General features: G+C 70.2%; 18 protein-coding genes. 10 read left to right on the top strand and 8 right to left on the bottom strand.

The genetic code is table 11. From position 1 onward, the window contains the following. Nucleotides 1-32: 32 nt before the first annotated feature. From ACZ6R6_RS36250 to ACZ6R6_RS36260, 3 genes are all read left to right on the top strand, one after another. The gene (locus ACZ6R6_RS36250; protein WP_470101146.1) at nt 33-1,301 is read left to right on the top strand and encodes a serine hydrolase domain-containing protein; all 1,269 of its coding nucleotides are present in this window, start codon (nt 33-35) and stop codon (nt 1,299-1,301) included. A gap of 199 nt (nt 1,302-1,500) precedes the next feature. Next, entirely contained in the window at nt 1,501-3,393 is a 1,893-nt protein-coding gene (locus ACZ6R6_RS36255; protein WP_470101148.1) for a CocE/NonD family hydrolase, read from the top strand. Nucleotides 3,394-4,208: 815 nt separating this feature from the next. Further along, entirely contained in the window at nt 4,209-4,736 is a 528-nt protein-coding gene (locus ACZ6R6_RS36260) for a GNAT family N-acetyltransferase (protein WP_470101150.1), read from the top strand. A 157-nt stretch (nt 4,737-4,893) separates the two neighbouring features. Here ACZ6R6_RS36260 and ACZ6R6_RS36265 read toward each other — a convergent pair whose 3' ends face one another. The 3 genes from ACZ6R6_RS36265 to ACZ6R6_RS36275 all read right to left on the bottom strand — a co-directional run bounded on the left by ACZ6R6_RS36265 (nt 4,894) and on the right by ACZ6R6_RS36275 (nt 7,197). After that, nucleotides 4,894-5,397, bottom strand: a complete 504-nt coding sequence (locus ACZ6R6_RS36265) for a carboxymuconolactone decarboxylase family protein (RefSeq protein ID WP_470101152.1) — start codon at nt 5,395-5,397, stop codon at nt 4,894-4,896. Nucleotides 5,398-5,537: 140 nt separating this feature from the next. Further along, the gene (locus ACZ6R6_RS36270; RefSeq protein ID WP_470101154.1) at nt 5,538-5,978 is read right to left on the bottom strand and encodes an MFS transporter; all 441 of its coding nucleotides are present in this window, start codon (nt 5,976-5,978) and stop codon (nt 5,538-5,540) included. Nucleotides 5,979-6,048: 70 nt separating this feature from the next. Then, a complete protein-coding gene (locus ACZ6R6_RS36275) occupies nt 6,049-7,197 on the bottom strand; it encodes a serine hydrolase domain-containing protein (RefSeq protein WP_470101156.1) in 1,149 nt (382 codons plus the stop codon). A gap of 137 nt (nt 7,198-7,334) precedes the next feature. On the opposite strand from ACZ6R6_RS36275, the gene sigJ reads away from it, so the two are divergent. From sigJ to ACZ6R6_RS36295, 4 genes are all read left to right on the top strand, one after another. Next, complete coding sequence (gene sigJ, locus ACZ6R6_RS36280) at nt 7,335-8,225, top strand: RNA polymerase sigma factor SigJ (RefSeq protein ID WP_470101158.1); 891 nt, start codon at nt 7,335-7,337, stop codon at nt 8,223-8,225. 51 nt (nt 8,226-8,276) lie between these two features. After that, the gene (locus ACZ6R6_RS36285) at nt 8,277-8,834 is read left to right on the top strand and encodes a helix-turn-helix domain-containing protein (RefSeq protein WP_470101160.1); all 558 of its coding nucleotides are present in this window, start codon (nt 8,277-8,279) and stop codon (nt 8,832-8,834) included. Between the two features lie 82 nt (nt 8,835-8,916). Then, nucleotides 8,917-9,894 carry an aldo/keto reductase gene (locus tag ACZ6R6_RS36290; RefSeq protein WP_470101162.1) on the top strand — a complete coding sequence of 326 codons (978 nt, stop codon included), beginning with the start codon at nt 8,917-8,919 and terminating at the stop codon, nt 9,892-9,894. Between the two features lie 320 nt (nt 9,895-10,214). Then, nucleotides 10,215-10,433 carry a hypothetical protein gene (locus ACZ6R6_RS36295; RefSeq protein WP_470101164.1) on the top strand — a complete coding sequence of 73 codons (219 nt, stop codon included), beginning with the start codon at nt 10,215-10,217 and terminating at the stop codon, nt 10,431-10,433. Between the two features lie 240 nt (nt 10,434-10,673). On the opposite strand, the gene ACZ6R6_RS36300 is transcribed toward ACZ6R6_RS36295, so the two are convergent. Beyond that, on the bottom strand, nt 10,674-11,546 hold the full coding sequence (locus ACZ6R6_RS36300) for a hypothetical protein (RefSeq protein WP_470101166.1): 873 nt from the start codon (nt 11,544-11,546) through the stop codon (nt 10,674-10,676). A 197-nt stretch (nt 11,547-11,743) separates the two neighbouring features. Between ACZ6R6_RS36300 and ACZ6R6_RS36305 the strand changes: the two genes are divergently transcribed. Together ACZ6R6_RS36305 and ACZ6R6_RS36310 are read left to right on the top strand one after the other, a co-directional pair. Next, nucleotides 11,744-12,253 (top strand): hypothetical protein, encoded by a 510-nt coding sequence (locus ACZ6R6_RS36305; RefSeq protein WP_470101168.1) that lies wholly within the window; start codon nt 11,744-11,746, stop codon nt 12,251-12,253. 298 nt (nt 12,254-12,551) lie between these two features. After that, nucleotides 12,552-13,505 (top strand): helix-turn-helix domain-containing protein, encoded by a 954-nt coding sequence (locus tag ACZ6R6_RS36310; RefSeq protein ID WP_470101170.1) that lies wholly within the window; start codon nt 12,552-12,554, stop codon nt 13,503-13,505. Between the two features lie 65 nt (nt 13,506-13,570). On the opposite strand, the gene ACZ6R6_RS36315 is transcribed toward ACZ6R6_RS36310, so the two are convergent. Further along, nucleotides 13,571-17,305: a S8 family peptidase gene (locus tag ACZ6R6_RS36315; RefSeq protein ID WP_470101172.1), complete on the bottom strand. Its 3,735-nt coding sequence runs from the start codon at nt 17,303-17,305 to the stop codon at nt 13,571-13,573. Between the two features lie 181 nt (nt 17,306-17,486). Here ACZ6R6_RS36315 and ACZ6R6_RS36320 point away from each other — a divergent pair, with 181 nt between their 5' ends. Beyond that, nucleotides 17,487-17,744, top strand: a complete 258-nt coding sequence (locus ACZ6R6_RS36320; RefSeq protein ID WP_470101174.1) for a hypothetical protein — start codon at nt 17,487-17,489, stop codon at nt 17,742-17,744. Here the strand turns inward: ACZ6R6_RS36320 and ACZ6R6_RS36325 are convergent. Genes ACZ6R6_RS36325 through ACZ6R6_RS36335 form a run of 3 tightly spaced genes read right to left on the bottom strand, consistent with a single transcriptional unit; the run spans nt 17,737 to nt 19,762 of the window. Next, on the bottom strand, nt 17,737-18,531 hold the full coding sequence (locus tag ACZ6R6_RS36325) for an ABC transporter permease (protein WP_470101176.1): 795 nt from the start codon (nt 18,529-18,531) through the stop codon (nt 17,737-17,739). The two genes, ACZ6R6_RS36320 and ACZ6R6_RS36325, sit on opposite strands and share 8 nt — an antisense overlap. After that, a complete protein-coding gene (locus ACZ6R6_RS36330; RefSeq protein ID WP_470101177.1) occupies nt 18,528-19,409 on the bottom strand; it encodes an ABC transporter ATP-binding protein in 882 nt (293 codons plus the stop codon). The genes ACZ6R6_RS36325 and ACZ6R6_RS36330 overlap by 4 nt, the downstream gene beginning before the upstream one ends. Then, nucleotides 19,406-19,762, bottom strand: coding sequence for a hypothetical protein (locus ACZ6R6_RS36335; protein ID WP_470101179.1), 357 nt, complete (start codon nt 19,760-19,762; stop codon nt 19,406-19,408). The genes ACZ6R6_RS36330 and ACZ6R6_RS36335 overlap by 4 nt, the downstream gene beginning before the upstream one ends. Between the last annotated feature and the right edge of the window lie 28 nt (nt 19,763-19,790).

The raw sequence follows: 19,790 nt of genomic DNA on the forward strand, positions 1-19,790 counted from the left end.
CTTTCGTAACAGAATCAAAGGAGCACACCGCCATGCCTATCACTCTGACCGACCAGGCCCAGCACACCCTGCGCATGGCGGTCACGGCGCTGCTTGCCGGACTGCTTGCCGGGGCGGCCACCCCCGGGACGGCCGCCGCGGACAGCAGAGCCGTGTCGAAGGCCGCTGCTGCCGGACAGGACCGTCCGGAGCTGCACAGGGCCATCCAGGCGTTCGTCGATTCCGGTCTCGCCGCGGGGATGCAGATGCGCGTGAACGATGAGCGAGGCGAGTGGGTCGGCAGCGCCGGGGTGCGCAAGCTGGGCACGAACGCCAAGCCGCCGGCGGACGGGCACTTCCGGATCGGCAGCACCACCAAGAACTTCACCGCGACCCTGGTGCTGAAACTGGTGGACGCCGGCGAGGTCAAGCTGGACGCCCCGGTGGCCGACTACCTGCCCCAGTACGAGCTGGACCGGCGGATCACGGTGCGGATGCTGCTGCAGCACACCAGCGGGCTGTTCGACTACAGCTTCGACGTCGACCCCGACGGGAAGCCGGTGTCATTGATCCCCTGGCAGGGCAAGGAGTGGGTGGCCAAGCGGTTCCACACCTACACCGACGACGAGCTGGTACGGCTGGCGCTGTCCAAGCCGTCGAAGTTCGAGCCGGGGACGAGCTGGAGCTATTCCAACACCAACTACGTGCTGGTCAAGCTGCTGATCGAGAAGGTCACCGGCCACTCCTACGCCGTGGAGATGAAGCGGCGGATCCTGGGGCCGCTCAAGCTGCAGCACACCGTGGTGCCGGGCGTCCGCTCGGGTATGCCCGCGCCGTACGCCCACGCCTACTACCGCTACCAGGACGCCGCCGGCCGGTGGAAGGTGATCGACGTCACCCGCCAGAACCCCTCCTGGATCTCCGCCGCGGGCGAGATCATCTCGACCACCGAGGATCTCCACACGTTCTTCTCCGCACTGAATGACGGCACGCTCATCTCGGCCGAGCTGCTGGCCGAGATGCGCAAGCCGCACCCGAACAGCGCCGGCCTCTTCGGCAGCTACGGCCTCGGGCTGTACGTGCAGGACACCGGTCCGAAGTGCGACGGCGTCATCCTCAACCACAACGGCAGCAGCAACGGCTACGGGGCGCTGATGTTCAGCACGCCCGACGGCAAGAAGACCCTGACCGCCTCGATCACCACCGGCGACGCCGCCGTGGACGTGGCGACGGAGTTCCCGAAGGCGTTGAACAACCTCGTCAAGACGGTGTTCTGCGACGGGCAGGCCAGGTCGGCTGACGAGGCCAAGCCGGCTCGGTAGACGGGGCCGCATCCCCCCATCAGTCCACGCGAGTGGACTTCACAACAGATCCGGGAAGCACACCGGCTCGCTCCCCCTGGCCGACACCCGCCGCCGGACATCGCGTCGTGATCAAACCCGCGCCGCTGTGCCGGGCCGTGCCCGGCGGGCTCGACCCCTCGATGTCACCGATAGCAGTAACCAGCTCAGAGGAGGGCACATGGCCGACTTCCAACGGCGGGGGTTCCTCGCCGCAGTCGCACTCGCGATCCCGCTCGTGATCGCCGGTGCTCCCGCCGCATCCGCGACGGCGGAGCCGAAGATTGAAGTCGCCGGCGGGGTGACGCAGCCGGTCTTCTCCTACAAGGACGCCATCCGCGAGCACGTCCGGGTGCAGTCGCCGGTCGACAGTGACGGCGATGGCAAGAAGGATCTGGTCCGGGTGGACATCATCCGGCCGAAGGAGTCCGATTCCGGGCTCAAGGTCCCGGTGATCATGCACGAAAGCCCGTACTACGACGTACCAGGCGTCGGCTACGAGAACGAACACAAGAAATACGACGCGAACGGGAACGTGACGAAGTTCCCGATGTATTGGGACAACTACTTCGTGCCGCGCGGATACGCGTTCGTGTCCGTCGACATGCTCGGCACCAGGCTGTCCGATGGTTGCCCGACCACCTACGGCGCCTCCGACGTGCTGGGCGGCAAGGCGGTCGTCGACTGGCTGAACGGCCGGGCGACCGCCTATGACGACAAGGGCGATCCGGTCGAAGCCACCTGGACCACCGGACGCGCCGGGATGATCGGCCATTCCTATGAGGGAGCGCTCGGCGCCGGCGTGGCCGGCACCGGCGTGCAAGGGCTGGAGACGATCGTGAACATCGCGGGCTACACCAGCGGATACGAGACATCGCGCAACAATGGCACCCTCACCTGGTACAAGGGCGGCCAGGAAGAGCTGGCCCAGCGGGTCGACCTTGATCCGGACGAGAAATGCGCGGCGGTGCACCAGCGCCTGCGTGAGGGCGCGGACGACGCCACCGGCAACTACAACGCCTACTGGCACGAACGCAACTACCGGACCGGGCCGATCTCGAAGGCGCGCAACGTCCGCGCCAGCGTCTTCTCGGTGATGGGCATGCAGGACCGGAACGTGGTGGGCAGCCAGTTCTCCGAGTGGTGGGCCAAGCTGCCCCGCACCGTGCAGCGCAAGGCGTGGGTGACACAGTACGGGCACCTCGACCCGTTCTGGGCCCGCCGCGAGGTGTGGCTCGACACCCTGCACAAGTGGTTCGACCACGAACTCATGGGTGTCCCCAACGACATCATGCGCCGGCCCCGCGTCGACGTGCAGCTCGGCCCGGACCGGTGGATCACCCAGGCCGACTGGCCTGCACCGACGCGGACGACGACCTTGCGGCCGCAGCAGGACGGCTCCCTGAGCCGCAAGCCCTCGACCGGCACCGGCAGCTACCTCGACACCGCCCAGACCGAGATCGCGATGGCCACCGACCCCGCCACCGCCAACCCCAACCGGCTGGCCTTCCTGACCCCGCCGCTGAAGAGCGCGATGCGGCTGTCCGGAACACCGTCGGTGAGCCTGCGCCTCAAGCTGGACAAGCCGACCGCCAACCTGGGCGTCCTGCTCGTCGACTACGGCACCGACCTCCGCATCAACTACCGCGAACGCGGTGCGACGTCCGCGGAAGGTCTGAAGTTCATCGGCGGCGAAGACTGCGTCGGCCAGAGCACGGCCGATGACGACGGCTGCTACCTCAGGGCCGGCGACAACACGGCGACCTCCGGTTTCAACGTGGTCACCCGAGGAATCCTGGACGCGCAGAACCACAGGTCGCTCAGCCGCCAGGCACCGCTGACGCCGGGCAAGTCCTACCAGATCACCTGGAAGCTGCTGCCGCAGGACTACGAGTTCAAGGCCGGGCACCGGCTGGGCCTGGTACTGACCGGAGCCAACGACGACTTCAACCTCGATGAGACCGGCACCGGCTCCGGGGACGACGTCGAACCCGGCACCGGGGCCACGGTCACCGTCGACCTGGCCGGCACGTCGATTTCGCTGCCGCTGGTCACCGGCGCGCCGACGAAGTAACGACAAGATCGATATTCGTGTACGGTCGCGGCCACGCCGGCCGCGACCGTACGTGTGATGTCATGGGCGCCATGTGCCGTCACCTGCCACTGCCGGGATCCCGAACAGGAAGAACACGACGTCGTCACCGGTCATCGAAGGAGTCCTGGACCGTGAGCAGGGGGAGTCCATGGATGGGGCCTCCCGGAAGGTGGAGCGGGTGTTTATCCAGCCGGGCAACGTCAATCCCCTTCGTATAGGACTGCGGCGACGAAGTAGCCGACTGCGGCGATTGCGCCGCCGACCAGGCAGACGTACATGTAAAGCCGATCCGTCCCTGAGAAGCGTGTACGCCATCCATGACACCCCTGCACACACGATGGACGCCAGGAAACGGGCGGACCGTAAGACATCCGGGCTCTCCATTCCTCGCTCGGTAAACGATCGAGGGAGCGTCGCCGGCGAGCGTTTCTGCCGGTCAGGCAGATCTGTTGGATTTTCGACGGATGCCGACAGGCGACCCCCGGTTAGACGGCCGCCCGCTCCATGCTGTCCCTCCACTGTCACCGTATTGCTCGCGGACCGCGGTCAACCGGTCCACGGCCCGTACGTGTTGACGGGACCCGAGGTGCTCAGCCGTGCCGGCCAGGTCGACCGCCTCGGCGTCGCGCTCCGGCGCCGGCTGCGCGCCGCCCCTCGCCTCGTCCTCAACGGAATCTGGAAGTGATCCGTCCCGTCTCAACGGATCTGCTCCGAGGTCAGGGCTGTGACCTGTGGCGACGAGATTGCAAAAAATCGCGTGAGACGCTCGGGGAGCATCGTCGAGGATGGTCCCCATGACCCATGTGATCGAAGCTCCCCGTGCTGACGACGCAGCGTCTCTGGGCCCGCTGCAGTTGAGGGTCTGGCTGCAGACGTATCCCTGCGAGGACGCGGGGATCGATGAGAAGTGGATCCGTGAGCACCGTGGCTCTTCTGCCACAGAGGAGGGAATCGCTCAGTGGCGGGAGTTCGTCGAGGCGGCGAGGCGGCAGCCGGATCTGCTGTTCTGCCGTGTCGTCCGCTCCGGGACGGAGGTCGTCGGCTTCCTCTGCGGTCGCCGGGACGAGGTGGTCACTCTCGGGCCGATGTATCTGCTGGAGGAGGCCCAGGGCCGAGGCATCGGAGGCCGATTGATGGGTGAGTTCCTCACCTGGGCGGGGAACACACCTATGCGCCTGTGGGTCACCGACTACAACGAGCGCGCGATCCGCTTCTACCAACGCCATGGATTCAAGGCCACAGGCGAGCGAGAGCTCTGGCAGGGAAAACTGCCGAATGTGCGTATGGCCCGAGACGCCACCCCGAGCGACAACCTCAGCTGAGCCGGCACGGGATCAGATCACCCGAGACGGATGATCTGCAGCATCCGTTGGATCTTCCGCGATCACTACCGCGACCCCAGTACGGGCCGGGCTCTGAGCGGGCCCGCCCTCAGGGTGAGGCGCGGTCGGGGCGTCCTCACCCTGGGCGTTCCGGGTGTCAGTCCCTCCACTGCTCCGCGGGAGACACACCGGGCAGCGGCTTGCCGATGAGGGCGAGGGGGATGAAGAAGCAGACCTGGCCGATCGCCATGATGAGCGTTACGAGTGCCTTGTCGTCGTAGTGGCCGGACGCCTGGGCGTAGAGGTCGTCGGGGATGCGCTCACCGTAGGGGTTGGCGGTGAGCACGGCCTCCACCAGCGCCAGTGCGATCCGTTCGGTCCCGGTGAAGTGGGGCGCGTCGCGCCAGGACACCACGGCGGTGATGCGCTCCTCCGTTTCTCCCGCCTCGCGGAGGTTGCCGGTGTGCAGGGCGGTCAGGTAGGTGCTGCCGACGATCTGCCCGGCGCGCAGCTGTACCAGGCTGATGGTGGTCTGCGGGATCGAGCCGTTCCCGGTGGCCTTGAACAGCGCTCCGCCGATCTGTCCCAGCTCGGGGACGAGCTTGGCGGGGTTGGGCAGCCGCGACTGGAGGGTCTCCTGCGTGGGCGTGGGCGTGGTCATGGTGGGGCCTTCCGTTCTGTTGCTCAGTGGTGTGTCGCTGCTATGACGGGTCGCGAGAGGCGGATGTGACCGATGATCGTGATCGTTTTTCTGGGCGGCGGTGACGACTGTTCCGCCTTCACCGTGCCGCCCCGGCCGATTCACGGGTGCGTGCCGCGCGCCTCTTCAGGGGCGGTCAGCTGCTCGGGTCCTGTGTCCTGGCCCGTCGGGCGTGGCCGTAGGAGGAACACGGCGGAGAGGACGGCGGCCAGGTAGAACGCGCCGGCGCCGAGCAGGCCGCTGGTGAGTGCCTCCCGCACCGCTGTTCCGGCCGGCGGGCCGGCGGTGACGGTGGCGGCGACGCCGCCCAGCAGGGAGGCGAGCAGGAACACCACCAGTCCGGCCCGGAACAACCTGCGGCGGCCGAACACGTCACCGGCGCGGCCAGCGGCCAGCAGCATCCCGCCGAACGCCAGAGCGTAGGACGTCAGGACCCAGTCCAGGTCGGCTTCCGCGATGTTCGGTCCGGTGCCGATGACGGGCAGGCCGACGGTCACGATGGTGCCGTCCATCACGATCAGCAGCTGCGCCGCGGCGATCACCAGCAGCGCCGTACCACTCTCCCGTCGGGTCGGGGGCGGGTTCCGGTGTGCGAAGACATCTGGGGTCTCCTCAGGACGCCGTGGCCGCGCGGTGGACCGCGGCGGCCAGCCGGTCGTGCTCGGGGTAGGACCAGTTGAAGGAGAACCGGCGGCGGGTGTAGCCGAAGGCGACGCCGCTGAGGGGGTCGGCGAAGGACTCCGAGCCGGCCGAGCCGTTGTGGCCGAACGCGTTGGCGCTCAGGAACGGGTACCGCAGGCCCTTGGCCTGGAACCCGAGGGCGTACTGTCCCTGATCACCGGTGACCAGGTCGCCGCCGGTCGAGTGCAGCATGGCGAACTCGCCGATGGTGTCCGGTTTCAGCAGCGGAGCCTGGCCGTCGAGGCCGAAGACCGCCGCCGCGTACATCGCGGCCAGCCCCCGGGCGTTGCCCACGCCGCCGGCGGAGGCCTGGCCGAGCGCGCGCACCTGCCGGGTGTTGAGGAAGGCCACCTGGTCCAGGGGCGGGGTGGAGTTGAGGCCGTACCCGATCCCGGTGATGCTGTGCGGGCCGGGAACGGTCGCCCAGAACGCGGCGCGCTCCTCAGGGCCGGCCAGGCCGGATTGGATCTCCCGGTAGCGGTCCTCCACCTCCTCGGGCAGGCCGAGATACAGGTCCAGGCCGTAGGGCGCGCGGACCCGCTCCTCGAAGACCTCCTGCAGCAGGTGGCCGGTAACGCGGCGGACCACCTCGCTCACGAGCGCGAACGCCACGAACCCGCCGTAGCCGTAGGCCGACCCGGGCTTCCAGTACGGCCGCCGGCCCGCCAGCCGACTGGCGATCAACCGGTCGTCGGCGAGTTCGGCGACGGTCAACCCGCCGTCGACGCCGATGACGCCGCAGCGGTGGGTCAGGACGTCTCGCAAGGTGATCTGCTCCTTGCCCGCGGCGGCGAACTCCGGCCAATGCCGGGCGACGGGCCCGTCCAGCTCAAGCGTGCCGTCCTGCACCAGCAGTGCCGCCACCAGGGTGGCGGCGCCCTTGGTGGAGGAGTAGACGCCGGTCAGGGTGTCCCCGGCCGCCTCGTCCCCGGCCCACAGGTCGACCACCTTCCTGCCGTGCACATATGCAGCCAGCTGCGCGCCGGTCTCCCCATTCTCCGTGGCCATCAGGGCGGCGAACTCCTCGCGCACCGCCTCGAAGCCGTCGGTCACGGTCCCGTGGATGTCGATCTCGCTCATCGTCCACTGCTCCGATCGTCGTTGTCGATGTGTTCGGAGGCATGACGTACTGGTTGCGGAGAGTGTGACCGGATGGACATGTCACATCGCGGAAGTTCTGGTCGTCATCGGTGTGACCATCCATACAGGGAGTGATCATGGACGAACGTGACTTTCTGGCCCGGCGATTCGAAGAGCACCGTGCGCGTCTGAAGGCGGTGGCCTACCGGATGCTCGGTTCCCTGGCCGAGGCCGACGACGCCGTCCAGGAGGCATGGCTGAGACTCGGACGCTCCGAGGCCGACGACATCGACAACCTCGGCGGCTGGCTCACCACGGTCGTCGGACGGGTCTGCCTGGACATGCTGCGCTCCCGCAGGTTGAGGCGTGAGGACCCGCTGGAGTCCCGCCTGCCGGACCCCGTGGTCAGCAGCGAGGAGAGCACCGATCCTGAACGACAGGCGCTGATCGCCGACTCGGTGGGCCTGGCGCTGCTGGTGGTGCTGGAATCGTTGAACCCGGCCGAACGTCTGGCCTTCGTCCTGCACGACATGTTCGGCATGCCGTTCGAGGAGATCGCCTCGATCATGGACCGCACCCCGGTCGCCGCCAGGAAGCTCGCCAGCCGCGCCCGCCAACGAGTGCAGGGCGCGGCCCCTGATCCGGATCCGGACCCGGTCGCTCAGCGCCGGGTGGTCGACGCCTTCCTCACCGCCGCCCGCGGCGGCGACTTCGAGGCCCTGCTGGCCATCCTCGACCCCGACGTCGTACTGCGCGCCGACAGCGGGAAGATGCTCCCGGGCGGCATGAAGGTCCTGCGCGGCGCCGGAGCGGTGGCCGGTCAGGCCGCCACCTTCCAGCGCATGGCCACCGTCTCGGTCACCCGGCCCGCGCTGGTCAACGGGAGCGCCGGCCTGGTCAACACCATCGACGGCGAACTCATCTCGATCATGAGCTTCACCGTCGCCGACGAGAAGATCGTCGCGATCGACATCCTGTCCGACCTCGACCGGCTGGCCCGCATCGATCTCACCGGCCTGGAGAACTGACCCCGCAGGCCGGGGCCGGCAAGGATCGCGCGGCCGTGCCGGGCGTTTCGGGTGCTGACGGCAGCGGCCGGCACCGGATGCGCCCGGCGCTGCCGTCTCGGCCCGTCCAACCTGAGCCGCATCGAGACCGGACACCGCAGAATCGCCCTCGACCAGCTCGTCCCCATCGCCCGGGCGCTCGACACCACACTCGACCAGCTCGTCGAGTCCACCGACGACGAGGACATGGTGATCCGGCCACAGCCTTGCCGCACACGCGGGCTGACCAGCTGGCTCCTGTCGCGCGAGCGCTCCCTCGGCCCCCACGGCACGCCGGAGGCGCCGATCGGGTCCGGCGGCCTGTCCGGCCCCGACATCACCCTGACCGGCGGCCTCGCCCCGGGCCGCGCTGAAGGTGCTCGGCCAGTCCTCCGCGAGCTGCTGACCTTCGCCGTGCTCGTTCCGCCGGACGGTGCGTGCCTGGATCATCGGCGGGGCGATTTTACCGACAACAGACCTCGGCCAGGCGTGCCGGACGTCCGGTTCCGACCGGCCGCGGGTAGGTCCGACGGCGACCACGGAAAGACGGCGACCACGGAAAGCGGAAGGCTCCCATGCGAGCGACCCTGATCTACGGCGCGGACATCATCGGCGGCGTCGTCGCCCCCGAGGCGCGCGCGGCGACGATCAAACTCGTTCCCGAGAGGTGACCATGAAACACACCACCCTGAGAGATCTGGACGTCTCCCGCATCGGCCTGGGCACGATGGGCATGTCCTTCGGCTACACCGGCGCGGGCACCGATGACGCCGAGTCGGTCCGCACCATCCGTCGCGCGCTGGAGCTGGGCGTCACCTTCCTCGACACCGCCGAGATCTACGGGCCGTACGCCAACGAGGAACTTGTCGGCCGGGCTCTGAAGGGCCACCGGGACCAGGTCGTGCTGGCGACCAAGTTCGGCATGATCTCGCACGCGCACGGCGGCCCCGGACACCTCGACAGCAGCCCGGCCAACATCCGCACCGCCGTCGAAGGCTCGCTCAAGCGCCTCGGCACCGACCGCATCGACCTGTACTACCAGCACCGCGTCGACCCGGACGTCCCCATCGAGGACACCGTCGGCGCCCTGGCCGGACTGGTCGAGCAGGGCAAGGTCCGCCACATCGGCCTGTCGGAGGCCGGGCCGGACACGATCCGCCGCGCCCACGCCGTCCACCCGGTCACCGCCGTGCAGTCGGAGTACTCCCTGTGGACCCGGGACGTGGAGGAGCGGGTGCTGCCGGTGCTGCGCGAGCTGGGCATCGGGTTCGTGCCGTACTCGCCGCTGGGCCACGGCTTCCTCACCGGCGTGATCCGCTCTCCCGAGCAGTTCGACGACACCGACTGGCGCAAGACCAACCCGCGCTTCACCGGGGAGAACTTCCGGCGCAACCTGCGCCTCGCCGACGAGGTCCAGGCCGTCGCCGCCGAGGTGGGCGCCACGCCGGCGCAGGTGGCCCTGGCCTGGCTGCTGGCGAAGGGCGAGCACATCGTCCCGATCCCCGGCACCAAGCGGGTCGCGCGTGTGGAGGAGAACATCGCCGCCGACGGCATCGAGCTGACCGCCGAGCGGATCGGCAAGCTCGACAACCTCCCGCCGGCCGCCGGCGAGCACCACAACGAGGAGCAGATGCAGATGATCGAGCGCTGAAACCGCCGGCGCCACCTCGCCTGCTGGTCTCCTTCATCACCGCCCTGACCCTGCTCTGCCACCTGGCCGCCGCGCGCCGCCACGCCGGCCGCACGCCCGCGGAGTCCGCGCCGGCCCCGGCTCCTTCGGGGAAGGCCGGGGCGTGACAGCTTTCGCACCACTATCGGGGTCTCCGGTCGGAGGATTATCCGGCTTGGGGGGACACGCCTGGATGGTGCTCATCCTTGGACTCGCTCACTCTCGGTAGTCAGATGAGTGCGTAGTGACCGGAGAGGATGGTCTGCAACAGGCGGCATGTCCCTGTTCAAAGGAGTACCGCGATGACCCGCACCACGATCGCCGCCGCACTGATCGGCGTCGGCGCCATCCTGGCCGTGCCCGCAGCCGCCGGCTCGGCCCACGCAGCAACGCTCCCATCCGACCCCATCAGCGACCTGTTCGGCGGCGGCTACTACGAAAGCTCCGGCAGCGGGATCGGCCACGGCGTCGGGGTGGGTGGCCTCATCGGCATCGGCGGCATCGGGCTCGACATCCTCTAGAGGACCGGTAGCGGGTGGGGCGGCCGTTGACGGCGGGCGGGACACGGACCTGTCCGGGTGACCGCCGGCGCCTGCGGCTCTTCGCGGGTCGTTCAGGGCGTCAGGCCGCCCCGGCTGCTTCCGGGCTGCTCAGGCGTGGCTCGGCGCGGAACAGCCGCGCCGCGGCCACCACGCCGACTCCGGTGCGCCTCGACGGTCCGTCGTCGTGGGCCGGGCCGCGGACACGGCGCCGCCGCGGGGTTACGGACCCACCGGCCTGAGGAAGCCTTCGAGGACCACCAGGCCCTTGCCGTACTCGGCGTCGACCTCGCGCTGGAGCTCCGGTGTGACGACCCAGACCCCGACCTTGACCTGGCCCGCCCGTTCGTCCGCCCAGACGGAGTGCGCGCCCTTGATCTCCTTTTGCGCCCTCTCCTGGAGTGCCCGCAGCTCCGCAGTGGTGCGCTGGGCGCGGCTCAGGCACAGCGCACCGCCCCAGACCTCGCGGATCGCGGGCTCGTGGACGGCCGGGTCGCCGGTGAAGCGCAGGTTCAGCACCAGCCGCCCCGCGTCGTTGGCGTGCCGCTCCACCGATCGAGGGTCGTCGGGGTCGAAACCGTCGATCTCCTCGAGGTAGCCCTGGTCCAGCCAGCTGCCGGCGTACCCGGGGAGCCGCTCGGCCCTGGCGATCGCGGCCGCCATCGCCTCCTGGGTGGCCTTCGCCGGGTCGGCCGGGCGCCAGCCGCCCGCGGGCTCCGGGCACGGTGTGCTGAAGTCGGGCCTGTCGCCTGGGACATCGTGGCGCCTGGCGGGGCGCGGAGGCTCGGTGAGCGTGAGCCTTCCGCCGTCCCAGGTGCCGACCACGCGGTATTCGCCCCAGCGCACGCCGTTCCGGGCGGAGTGCTCGACCGCGTTCCAGTCCCACCCGAGGATGTCGGGCCCGCCGCACTGGGGCGGCAGGGAGGTGGCGACGCTGGCGCAGAGCTGGGGACCGTGCTCCGCGTTGGCCAGTACGGTCCCGTCGGCCTGGTACCGCGTCGGGGGAGTCGAGGAAGTCGAGGGAGCGGTCGCCGCGGGCTCGGTCCCGCAGGCGGCGAGCGTCACGAGCGCGGCCGCCAGCCAGATGCCTCTCATGTCCCTGAGACGGGCGGAGGCGCTCAGGGGTTCACGGTGTCGCTGCCGTCCCGACCGCAAGGCGTCGAGGCCAGGACCACGCACTCGCCGCACGGGCCGGCGGGTCGGCGCCGTCTCCTCCGGCCGGCCGCCGGCAGCGGAGGGCACCACAACTGTGCTCCAAACGATTTCCAAGTGGGACAGCTCACCCTGAGGGCATGACGAACCTATGGCGCCGAACCGCCGCCGTTACAGGGCTCCTGCTGGTGCTGCCGCTGATGCAGGCGGCCCCTGCCAGCGCCCACCGCAGCTCCGGTGAACTGCTCATCCGCCTCATCAGCCTGTATGCCGCCGACATCTCCGAGTCCGGCCACGACGAGCTCTACATGCTCCGCAGCGGCAACGGCCTGGTCTGGCCCAGCCAGTATCCGGGCATCAGCACCGCGCAGAACGACTGCATCGTCTTCGACTCCACCAGGGCCGCCTGCCCGCCCGGCAGCAACGTCCGGGCGGCGGGGGACCAGAACATCAACTGGGCCAATCTCACCGCCGCCGCGAACGAGCAGCTCACCCTCGAGTTGCAGGAGGAGGATCTGGTCGGCGACGACAAGCTGGGCTCGGTCCGCGTCACCGCCGTCGCGGGCAGGAGCTGGGAGCTGACCTGGGCCAAGGCCGGCGACTTCGAGTATCGCTTCGCCTACAGCGTCACCACCAACCCCTGGCCGTGACCGTCCGCTGACCACCTCCCGGGACAGGTAAGCCAAGCGTCAAGGGGGTGCGGTGCGGCCACGCCGGACCCCCGCCGCGCCCATGCGGAGCCGCTCGGCATCGCCTCGCGGAATGAGGACCACCGGCGTTCTCCCTGCTGTGACAGGCTCGCCGCGCCCTGCCGACCAGCCCTGACCATCGCCTGCCTGTCGCTACGGCTCGCTCGCGCTCCTTGATCGCCCGGATGTTCCCCCCGGCCGGGCACGAGGCATAGTAGCCCGGGACGAATGTTGCGATTTGGTCAGAAAGTGATTAAAGATGCTGAATAGGCTGGGGATCAGCGAGCAGGAGGAGGCCGTCTACGTCGAGCTCCTGCGACGTCACCGGGTGACTGTCTCCGACATGGCCGAGGCGCTGGACCTGCCGGTGACGACCGTGACGGCCGCCGTGGCCCGACTTGCCGAGCTCGGCCTGGCCACCCGCGACGACAGCGGGTTACACGTGGTCGTACCGCCCGAGGTCGGGCTCGGCACGCTGATCGCGCAGCGGCAGGCCGCACTGCAACAGGTTCAGGGCAGGTTGGCGGAGCTGGTGGAGGTCTACCGGACCGGGGCCGCCCCACCCGCGGGTGAGATAGAGGCGCTCACCACGCCGGAACAGCTCGCCACCTGGCTCGAGAACATGGAGCGCGGCGCCAGGCGGGAGGTGCTGGCCTTCTTCCGACCCCCGTATGTGCTCGACGTCAACCTCGACGACTCCACCAACGCGCTGGCCACCTACCGTTACGTGTACGAACGTGCCGCCCTCGACGATCCGCGAGCGCCCGCCGAGATCGGCAGATTCCTCAAGAGCGGGTACGAGATCAGGATCGCCGCCGAGCTGCCCAGCAAAATGATCATTGTGGACCGGGAGGCGGTGCTGCTGCCGATGCTGCCCGACCAGGCAAGCGTCCATCCGGGTTTCCTCCTGGTACGGGGTCAGTCCCTGGTCCACCTGCTGGTGGCGCTCTTCGAGCGGGTCTGGCAGGCCGCGACGCCGTTGCGGCTCACCGCCACGAGCGTGACCGAGGGGGTTCCCGCATGGGACGACATCGACGTGGCACTGCTGACGTACCTGCTGTCCGGCATGCCGGACAAGACGGTGGCCAGCCGGCTCGGCACCAGCGAACGCACCGTGCAACGCAGGATCCGCCGGCTGATGAAGCTGGCCGGAACCGACAGCCGCATGCAGCTCGCCTGGTACGCCGCCCGGTCCGGCATGATCCCCTCGTGAGGTGATCCGGACGGCACCGGGGCGCCCCGTCCGCCGCGCGGATGGAGGCGCCCCGGCCCGTCGGGCTACCGCCGCAGCTGGTAGGCGCGGGTCACGGTCTGCAGGACGGCGTTGCCGTCGGCGTCGGTGGCCTGCGCTCGCAGCGAGACGGAGCCGCCGGGCTCGGCGGACGCGGGGTTCCTGATCGTGCCGGCGAAGGCCGCGTCACCGGCGGCGGCGAGCCTCACCTCCTGCCAGGTGGCGCCGTCGTCGTAGGAGGCCCACAGCTTCGCCTCGGTGATCCGCGGGCCGGCCATGCCCTTCGGGTACCGCAGGCCGATCCCGACCTTGGTCGCGGACCTCACCGCGGCGCTGTTGGCCTGGTCGACATCGAGGTCGTAGTCGACCGACAGCACCGGCAGCGGTGTCACGGCGTCGGCCTTCTCGGAGCGGAACGTCCAGTCGGTGTTCACCCTGGTGGAGGTGGTCCACCACGGCTGGTCCCGCTGCACGTCCACCACCACGCGGTAGGTGGCGCGCTCCGGCGTCATCGGGAAGGCGACGGCCGCCGACGACGCGGTTCCGAGCAGCTCACCGTTCCGGTACACGGTGGCCTTCTCCTTGTCGGTGAAGGCGCGGTTGACGAACATCTGGTCGGGCGTCGTGTCGATCAACCCGCCCCCGAACACTATGGCGACGTCGCCGTTGCGGACGGCCGACCTGTCCATCCCGCTCGGCAGCGCCGTGCGGACCACGGCCTTGTTCCAGGCGCGGGACACCCGCTGACCGGCCTTGAGCACCGCCGGCGCGGTCTGCTGCCAGGCGCCGCCGGCCTCCCACACGGTGCCGACCTGCATCATCTCCCACGTCCGCACGCCGGCTGTGACGAACTCGGTGAGGGGCCGCGGGATGATCATCCGGTCGAACACCCCGTACGCCATGCTCTGCATCGGTGAGATGATCGCTCGGGTGTACCCGGCCTCCGTGCTGGGTGAGGAGGCGTGGAACGTCGACTGGACCGTGGCGAGTTCGCTCGCGCGCACCCGGTACCGCTGGTCGGCGGGGATGCCGCCCTGCCGGTACTTGATCAGCTGGTAGGAGTACGGGCTCACCGCCGTGCCCGTGAGCACGACCTTGGCCCTGCCCCGGGCCGACAGCTCCGCGAGCCGGGCGCCCTGAGCGCCCGAGAGCGTCATCGCCGGGATCTTGGTCTCCGTCGTGGCCCAGTTGTCGGCGCCCCAGCTCTCGGGCTTGTCGTTGTAGATGATGATGGCGCGCGCCCCGGCCGCCGCGGCGGCGTCGACCTGCTGCTGCGGCGTGACGGCGGCGCTGCGCTTCACCAGGGCGAGCCTGCCCCGGACGTCCTGCCCGGCGTCCGCCACCCGCAGGACCTGGGTACCGTCGATGCGCGCCGAACCGGCCCTGCCCCGGAAGTACGCCGGCTCGATCGGCCCTCCACCGTGGCCGACGACCTGCGCCCGCAGCTCCGGCGCGCCGAGCGACCACCCGACGCGCGACTCGAAGTGGCTGCTCGTGACCTGCGACGGGACGGAGTAGACCTTCGTCTCGCCGTTCATCCACTGCTCGACGCCGTAGACGTTCGTGTCGGTCGTGTCCTGCATGGCCAGGCCCAGCCGGATCCGGCCCGTCTGGCTCGGCTTCGGGGTGTCCATGGTGACCGGGCTGGCCTTGCTGCCGTCGAACGTGATGGTCCGGTCGGAGTCGATGAGCGTGCCGGGCTCGCCACCGTAGGTGTACTCCCAGACGCGGTTCCCGTCGGCGCTGTAGTGGAAGATCTCCGACATGAAGGCGTGCTCGCCGCGGGGCAGCCGTGCCACCACGGTGCCGTCCTCCCCGGGCAGGTGCATCTCCGGCAGGCCGAGCTTCCCCAGGCTGAAGTCATGAACGACGGCGATGCCGGTCGTCGGCTTGCCGTCCCGGTCGAGCACCTTGAGCGTGACGTCGAAGCGCTCCACGTCCCTGACGAAACCGACCGCCGTCGTCACGACCGTCTGGCCGTCGGCCGTGGCGGCGGTGACGTGCGCGCCGTGCGCCCCCGCCGCCGTGGCGGCCGTGTCAACGGTGACGCTCGCCGCGGCGGTGCCGTGAGCCGGCACGGTCACCGTTCCGGTGCCGAGGGTCAGCGCCCCGGCCGGCAGGTTCTCGCCCGCGTCCTTGGCCGACAGCGTGAGGGTGACAGGCTGGTCGCTGTCGTTGACGTAGTCGATCTGCTTGGTGACCGGACCGCTGCCGGAGTCCCAGTCCGCGAGGCCGAAGTCGATCACGCCCGGCCCGGAGACCGGCTGCCGGACGGCCCGGCTCACGTCGACGCGGCCGGCGCCCTGGGAGTGCACCGGCGTGTCGGCCGTGGTCTTCGCCGTGCTGATGAGCTGGCTCTTCAGTCGCGCGGCGGTCCAGCCAGGGTGCTTCTGGGCGAGGATCGCGGCGGCGCCGGCCACATGCGGTGTGGCCATGGAGGTACCGCTCGCGGTGGTGTAGGTGTCACCCACCGGTGTGCCCATCGAGGTGCCGGCCGCCCGGGCGGCCACGATCTTGAAGCCGGGGGCGGTGATCTCCGGCTTGAGGGCGCCGTCGCCCCCGCGCGGGCCGCGGCTGGAGAAGTCGGTGACCGCGTCGGTGGAGTCGACCGCGCCGACGGTCAGGGCCGCGTCGGCGGCGCCGGGTGAACCCACCGTGGTCGCCCCCGGTCCGCTGTTGCCTGCGGCGATGGTGAACAGCACGCCGGTCTCGGCGGTCAGCTGGTTGACCGCCATCGCCATCGGATCGGTGCCGTCGGCGCCCTCCTGGCCGCCGAGGCTCATCGAGACGACCTTCGCGCCCGAATGGGCGGCCCAGCTCATCCCGTCGAGGATCCACGACTCCATGCCGCCGCCCTCGTCGGCGAGCACCTTGCCCACCAGAAGCTTGGCGCCGGGTGCCACGCCCTTGTACTTGCCGCCGGACGCCGCGCCGGAGCCGGCGATCGTGGAGGCGACATGTGTGCCGTGGCCGTGGCCGTCCTGCACCGTCTCATCCGGGACGAAGCTGCGGCTGTCGGCGATCCTGTCGGCGAGGTCGGGATGGTCCGGGTCCACGCCGGTGTCCAGCACCGCGACCTTGACGCCGGTGCCGTCGTACCCGGCGGCCCAGGCCTCGGGGGCGCCGATCTGCGGCACGCTCTTGTCGAGCAGCGCCTTCACCTTGCCGTCCAGCCAGAGTCGCTGGATGCCGCCCGAGAGCCGCGTCTTGGAGGTACCCGCCCTGGCGGTGTCGTCGTCGACGGCCTCCCAGAACTTGTCGCCCTGCTTCTTGTCCGCGGTGATGGCCGCCCCGCGGACGCCGGGCAGGCTCCGCGTGACCCGGCCACCGTCGGGTGCGCCCGGCTCACCGGCCTTCTTGGCGGTCTTCTCCGGGTACTGCACGATCATCGGGATCGACTCGCTGTGCGCGTCGTCGTAGCCCTGGGCGATCAGCTGGGTGACGTTGAACAGCCGCTTGTCCACCTGGCCGGAGCCGACGAGCGACTCGGCCTCCCTCGGCATCACGTACACGTCGGTGCCGACCGTGAAGGTGCGGAGGTCGCCGACCGAGCGGTTGTGCGGGGTCACGTTGACCGAGACGGTCTTGCCCGCCTGGCTGGTCACGGTGACCTGGTCACCGGTGATGAGGGTGACCCGCGCGGTGGTGGCCGACGACGCCGGTACGCCGCTGACCCTGGGGACAGGGGCCGGCGAATCGCCGTGGGCGATTCCGGTGCCGGCCGCGACAAGCGGGACAACGAGGGAGGCACCGAGTAGTGCCGCTCTACCTCTGATTGGCATTGAGGAGCTCTCTTCCTGCCGGTAGGGGGGTCGGCACCGGCAGGAAAAGCTTCGCCAAGGAGGGACCGGCGCCGCTACGACCGCGCCTGGCGGACAGTGGACATGTCAGGTCGCCGCCACCTTCCGGTCTGCGGCCCGTGATCCACGGGCGCTCGATGCGCGTCCACGCGCTGATGCGACGGTGACGGCCGTCGAGGAGGCGGCGAGACCGCCCGGCGCGCCCAGAGCCGCCGCCGGGGGAGCGATGGCCGGCAAGGCCCTGGCGCGACGGGCGGTTGGACGGGGCGTCAACCGCACCGACCTGCGCTGCCCGGAGGTGCTCGACCAGCACGACGAACTGGCCCCGAGCCGCCTGGGTCCGGCGGCCGGGATGCCGTACGCCGTGGACCGTGAGATCTCGAAGGTCCCGGCGGCCTCGGTCGTACGGACGCTCACATGATGTCCCGCCGCAACGGCGCCACGACGGCGATGGCGACCGCGACCAGGGCGTAGCAGATCAGTACGGCGCCGCCCGCCGGGGCGGACAGCAGCTGGGTCGCGGAGGTGCCGGTCTGGTCGGCGACGGCGTCTGCCAGGTAGGTGAAGCCGGTCAGCGCGGCGGTGGCGCCGCCCGGGAGGTAGGGGTAGAGCACGTTGATCCCGGGGATGACCATCAGCACGGTCTCGATCATGTAGAAGTAGGCGCCGACCACGACGAGGGCGGCCACCTGGTTACGGAGGAGGGCGCCCACGGCGACCCCCAGCAGGGTGTAGACCGCCATGGTGAGGGCGATACGGCCCAGCAGGACCGCGACCGTGACGGCCGGGAGGCCGAGAGCGATGCCCTTGAGCGCGGCCGCGCCGAAGAGGGCGCCGCCTGCCACGGCCGCGGCGAGCGCGCCGTAGGCGAGCCCGGCCCCGCTGTGGACCGCCAGTTTGGCCGCGAGCCAGGTCCAGCGCCTGGGGGCGTACAGCGTCGTGGTGGTGATGGTCCGGTGCCGGTACTCCGAGGACACCGCGACGGTGCCGAGCAGGGCGGGGGCGAAGACGGTGAACCCGAGCAGGCCCAGCAGCATGTGTGTGCCCTGGGCGGTCTCCAGCCCGGGCATCGGAGGGGTGAAGTTCTCCGGGCCGACGAGCGCGAGCAGGCCGACGAGAGTTCCGCTGCCCAGGGCGGCGAGTATTCCCCACAGCCAGAGTCTGGTGCTGGTCAGGCGCGTCCATTCCGCTGCCAGGAGCGCGGTCATCGGGAACCTCCGGTGAGGTGCAGGAAGGTCTGCTCGAGGGTGGGGCGTTCGGGGGTGATCTCGTGCAGGGCGATGCCGTGGGCGGCGGCCGCGGCGGCGACCTCGGCGGTGCTCGGACCGAGGACGCGCAGCAGGTCCGGCCCCGGCCGCTCCACCCGGATCCCGTTCTCCGCCAGCCTGGCTGAGAACAGGTCCGCCTGCGGGGAGCGGACCAGCACGGCCGCCGTGCCGTACAGCTCGGTGATGGGCCCCGTGGCGACCAGGCGCCCGTCGCGGATCACCACGACGTGGTCGGCCATGTGTTCGATCTCGCCGAGGACATGGCTGGAGACGAGGATGGTGCGGCCTTCGGCGGCCAGGTCGCGGACGAAGTGGCGCAGCCAGGCGATGCCTTCGGGATCCAGGCCGTTGCTCGGTTCGTCCAGCAACAGCACCTGGGGATCGCCGAGCAGCGCGGTGGCCAGGCTGAGGCGTTGCCGCATGCCGGTGGACAGGGTGCGCGTCGGGCGGTCGGCGAAGGCCGACACCCCGGTCAGGTCGGCGACCCGCCTCACCCGGCCTGCGCCGTACCGGCCCATGCGGGCGTAGACCCGCAGGTGGTCGCGGGCGGTGTGGGCGGGGTGGAAGCCCGCGCTGTCCAGCACGGCGCCGACGGTGTCGGACGGACGGGGCAGGTCGGCGTAGCGCCTGCCGCCGAACGTGGCGGTGCCGGAGTCCGCCGCGACCAGGCCCAGCATCATCCGCATGGTGGTGGACTTGCCGGCGCCGTTCGGCCCCAGGAATCCGGTCACGACGCCTGCTTCGACCTCGAAACTGAGGTCGGTGACGGCGCTCACCGGCCCGAACGTCTTGGTCAGGCCACGGGCCTCGATGTTCACGCCGTCACCGCCGTCAGCTGCCGCTGGAGCCGCTCGGCGTCCGGAACGCTGAGGATCAGCTCGTCGTAGCCCGACACCCGGCTCTTCAGGACGATCCGCAGGCCGGAGACCTCCCGCCGGGCGGCGACCAGGCGCTTGACGCCGGTCGGGGACGCCCAGGCGCCGATCTTGATGACGCCGGAGAAGCGCAGGCCGTAGTGCCTGCCCTTGGCGGCCGCGAGCGGCCGGTCGAGCCGGTGCACCCCGCCGATGGCCGTCAGTGGCACGCTCACCGCGCCGGTCCTGCTGAACGGCCGTGTCCACGGGGCGAAGCGCACGGTCAGTGTTCCCTGGTGAATCTCTGTCTGCAACATGATGTGTTCTCCAAGTGCTATCTGTTCT

This window comes from Streptosporangium sp. NPDC048886 (assembly GCF_055586905.1).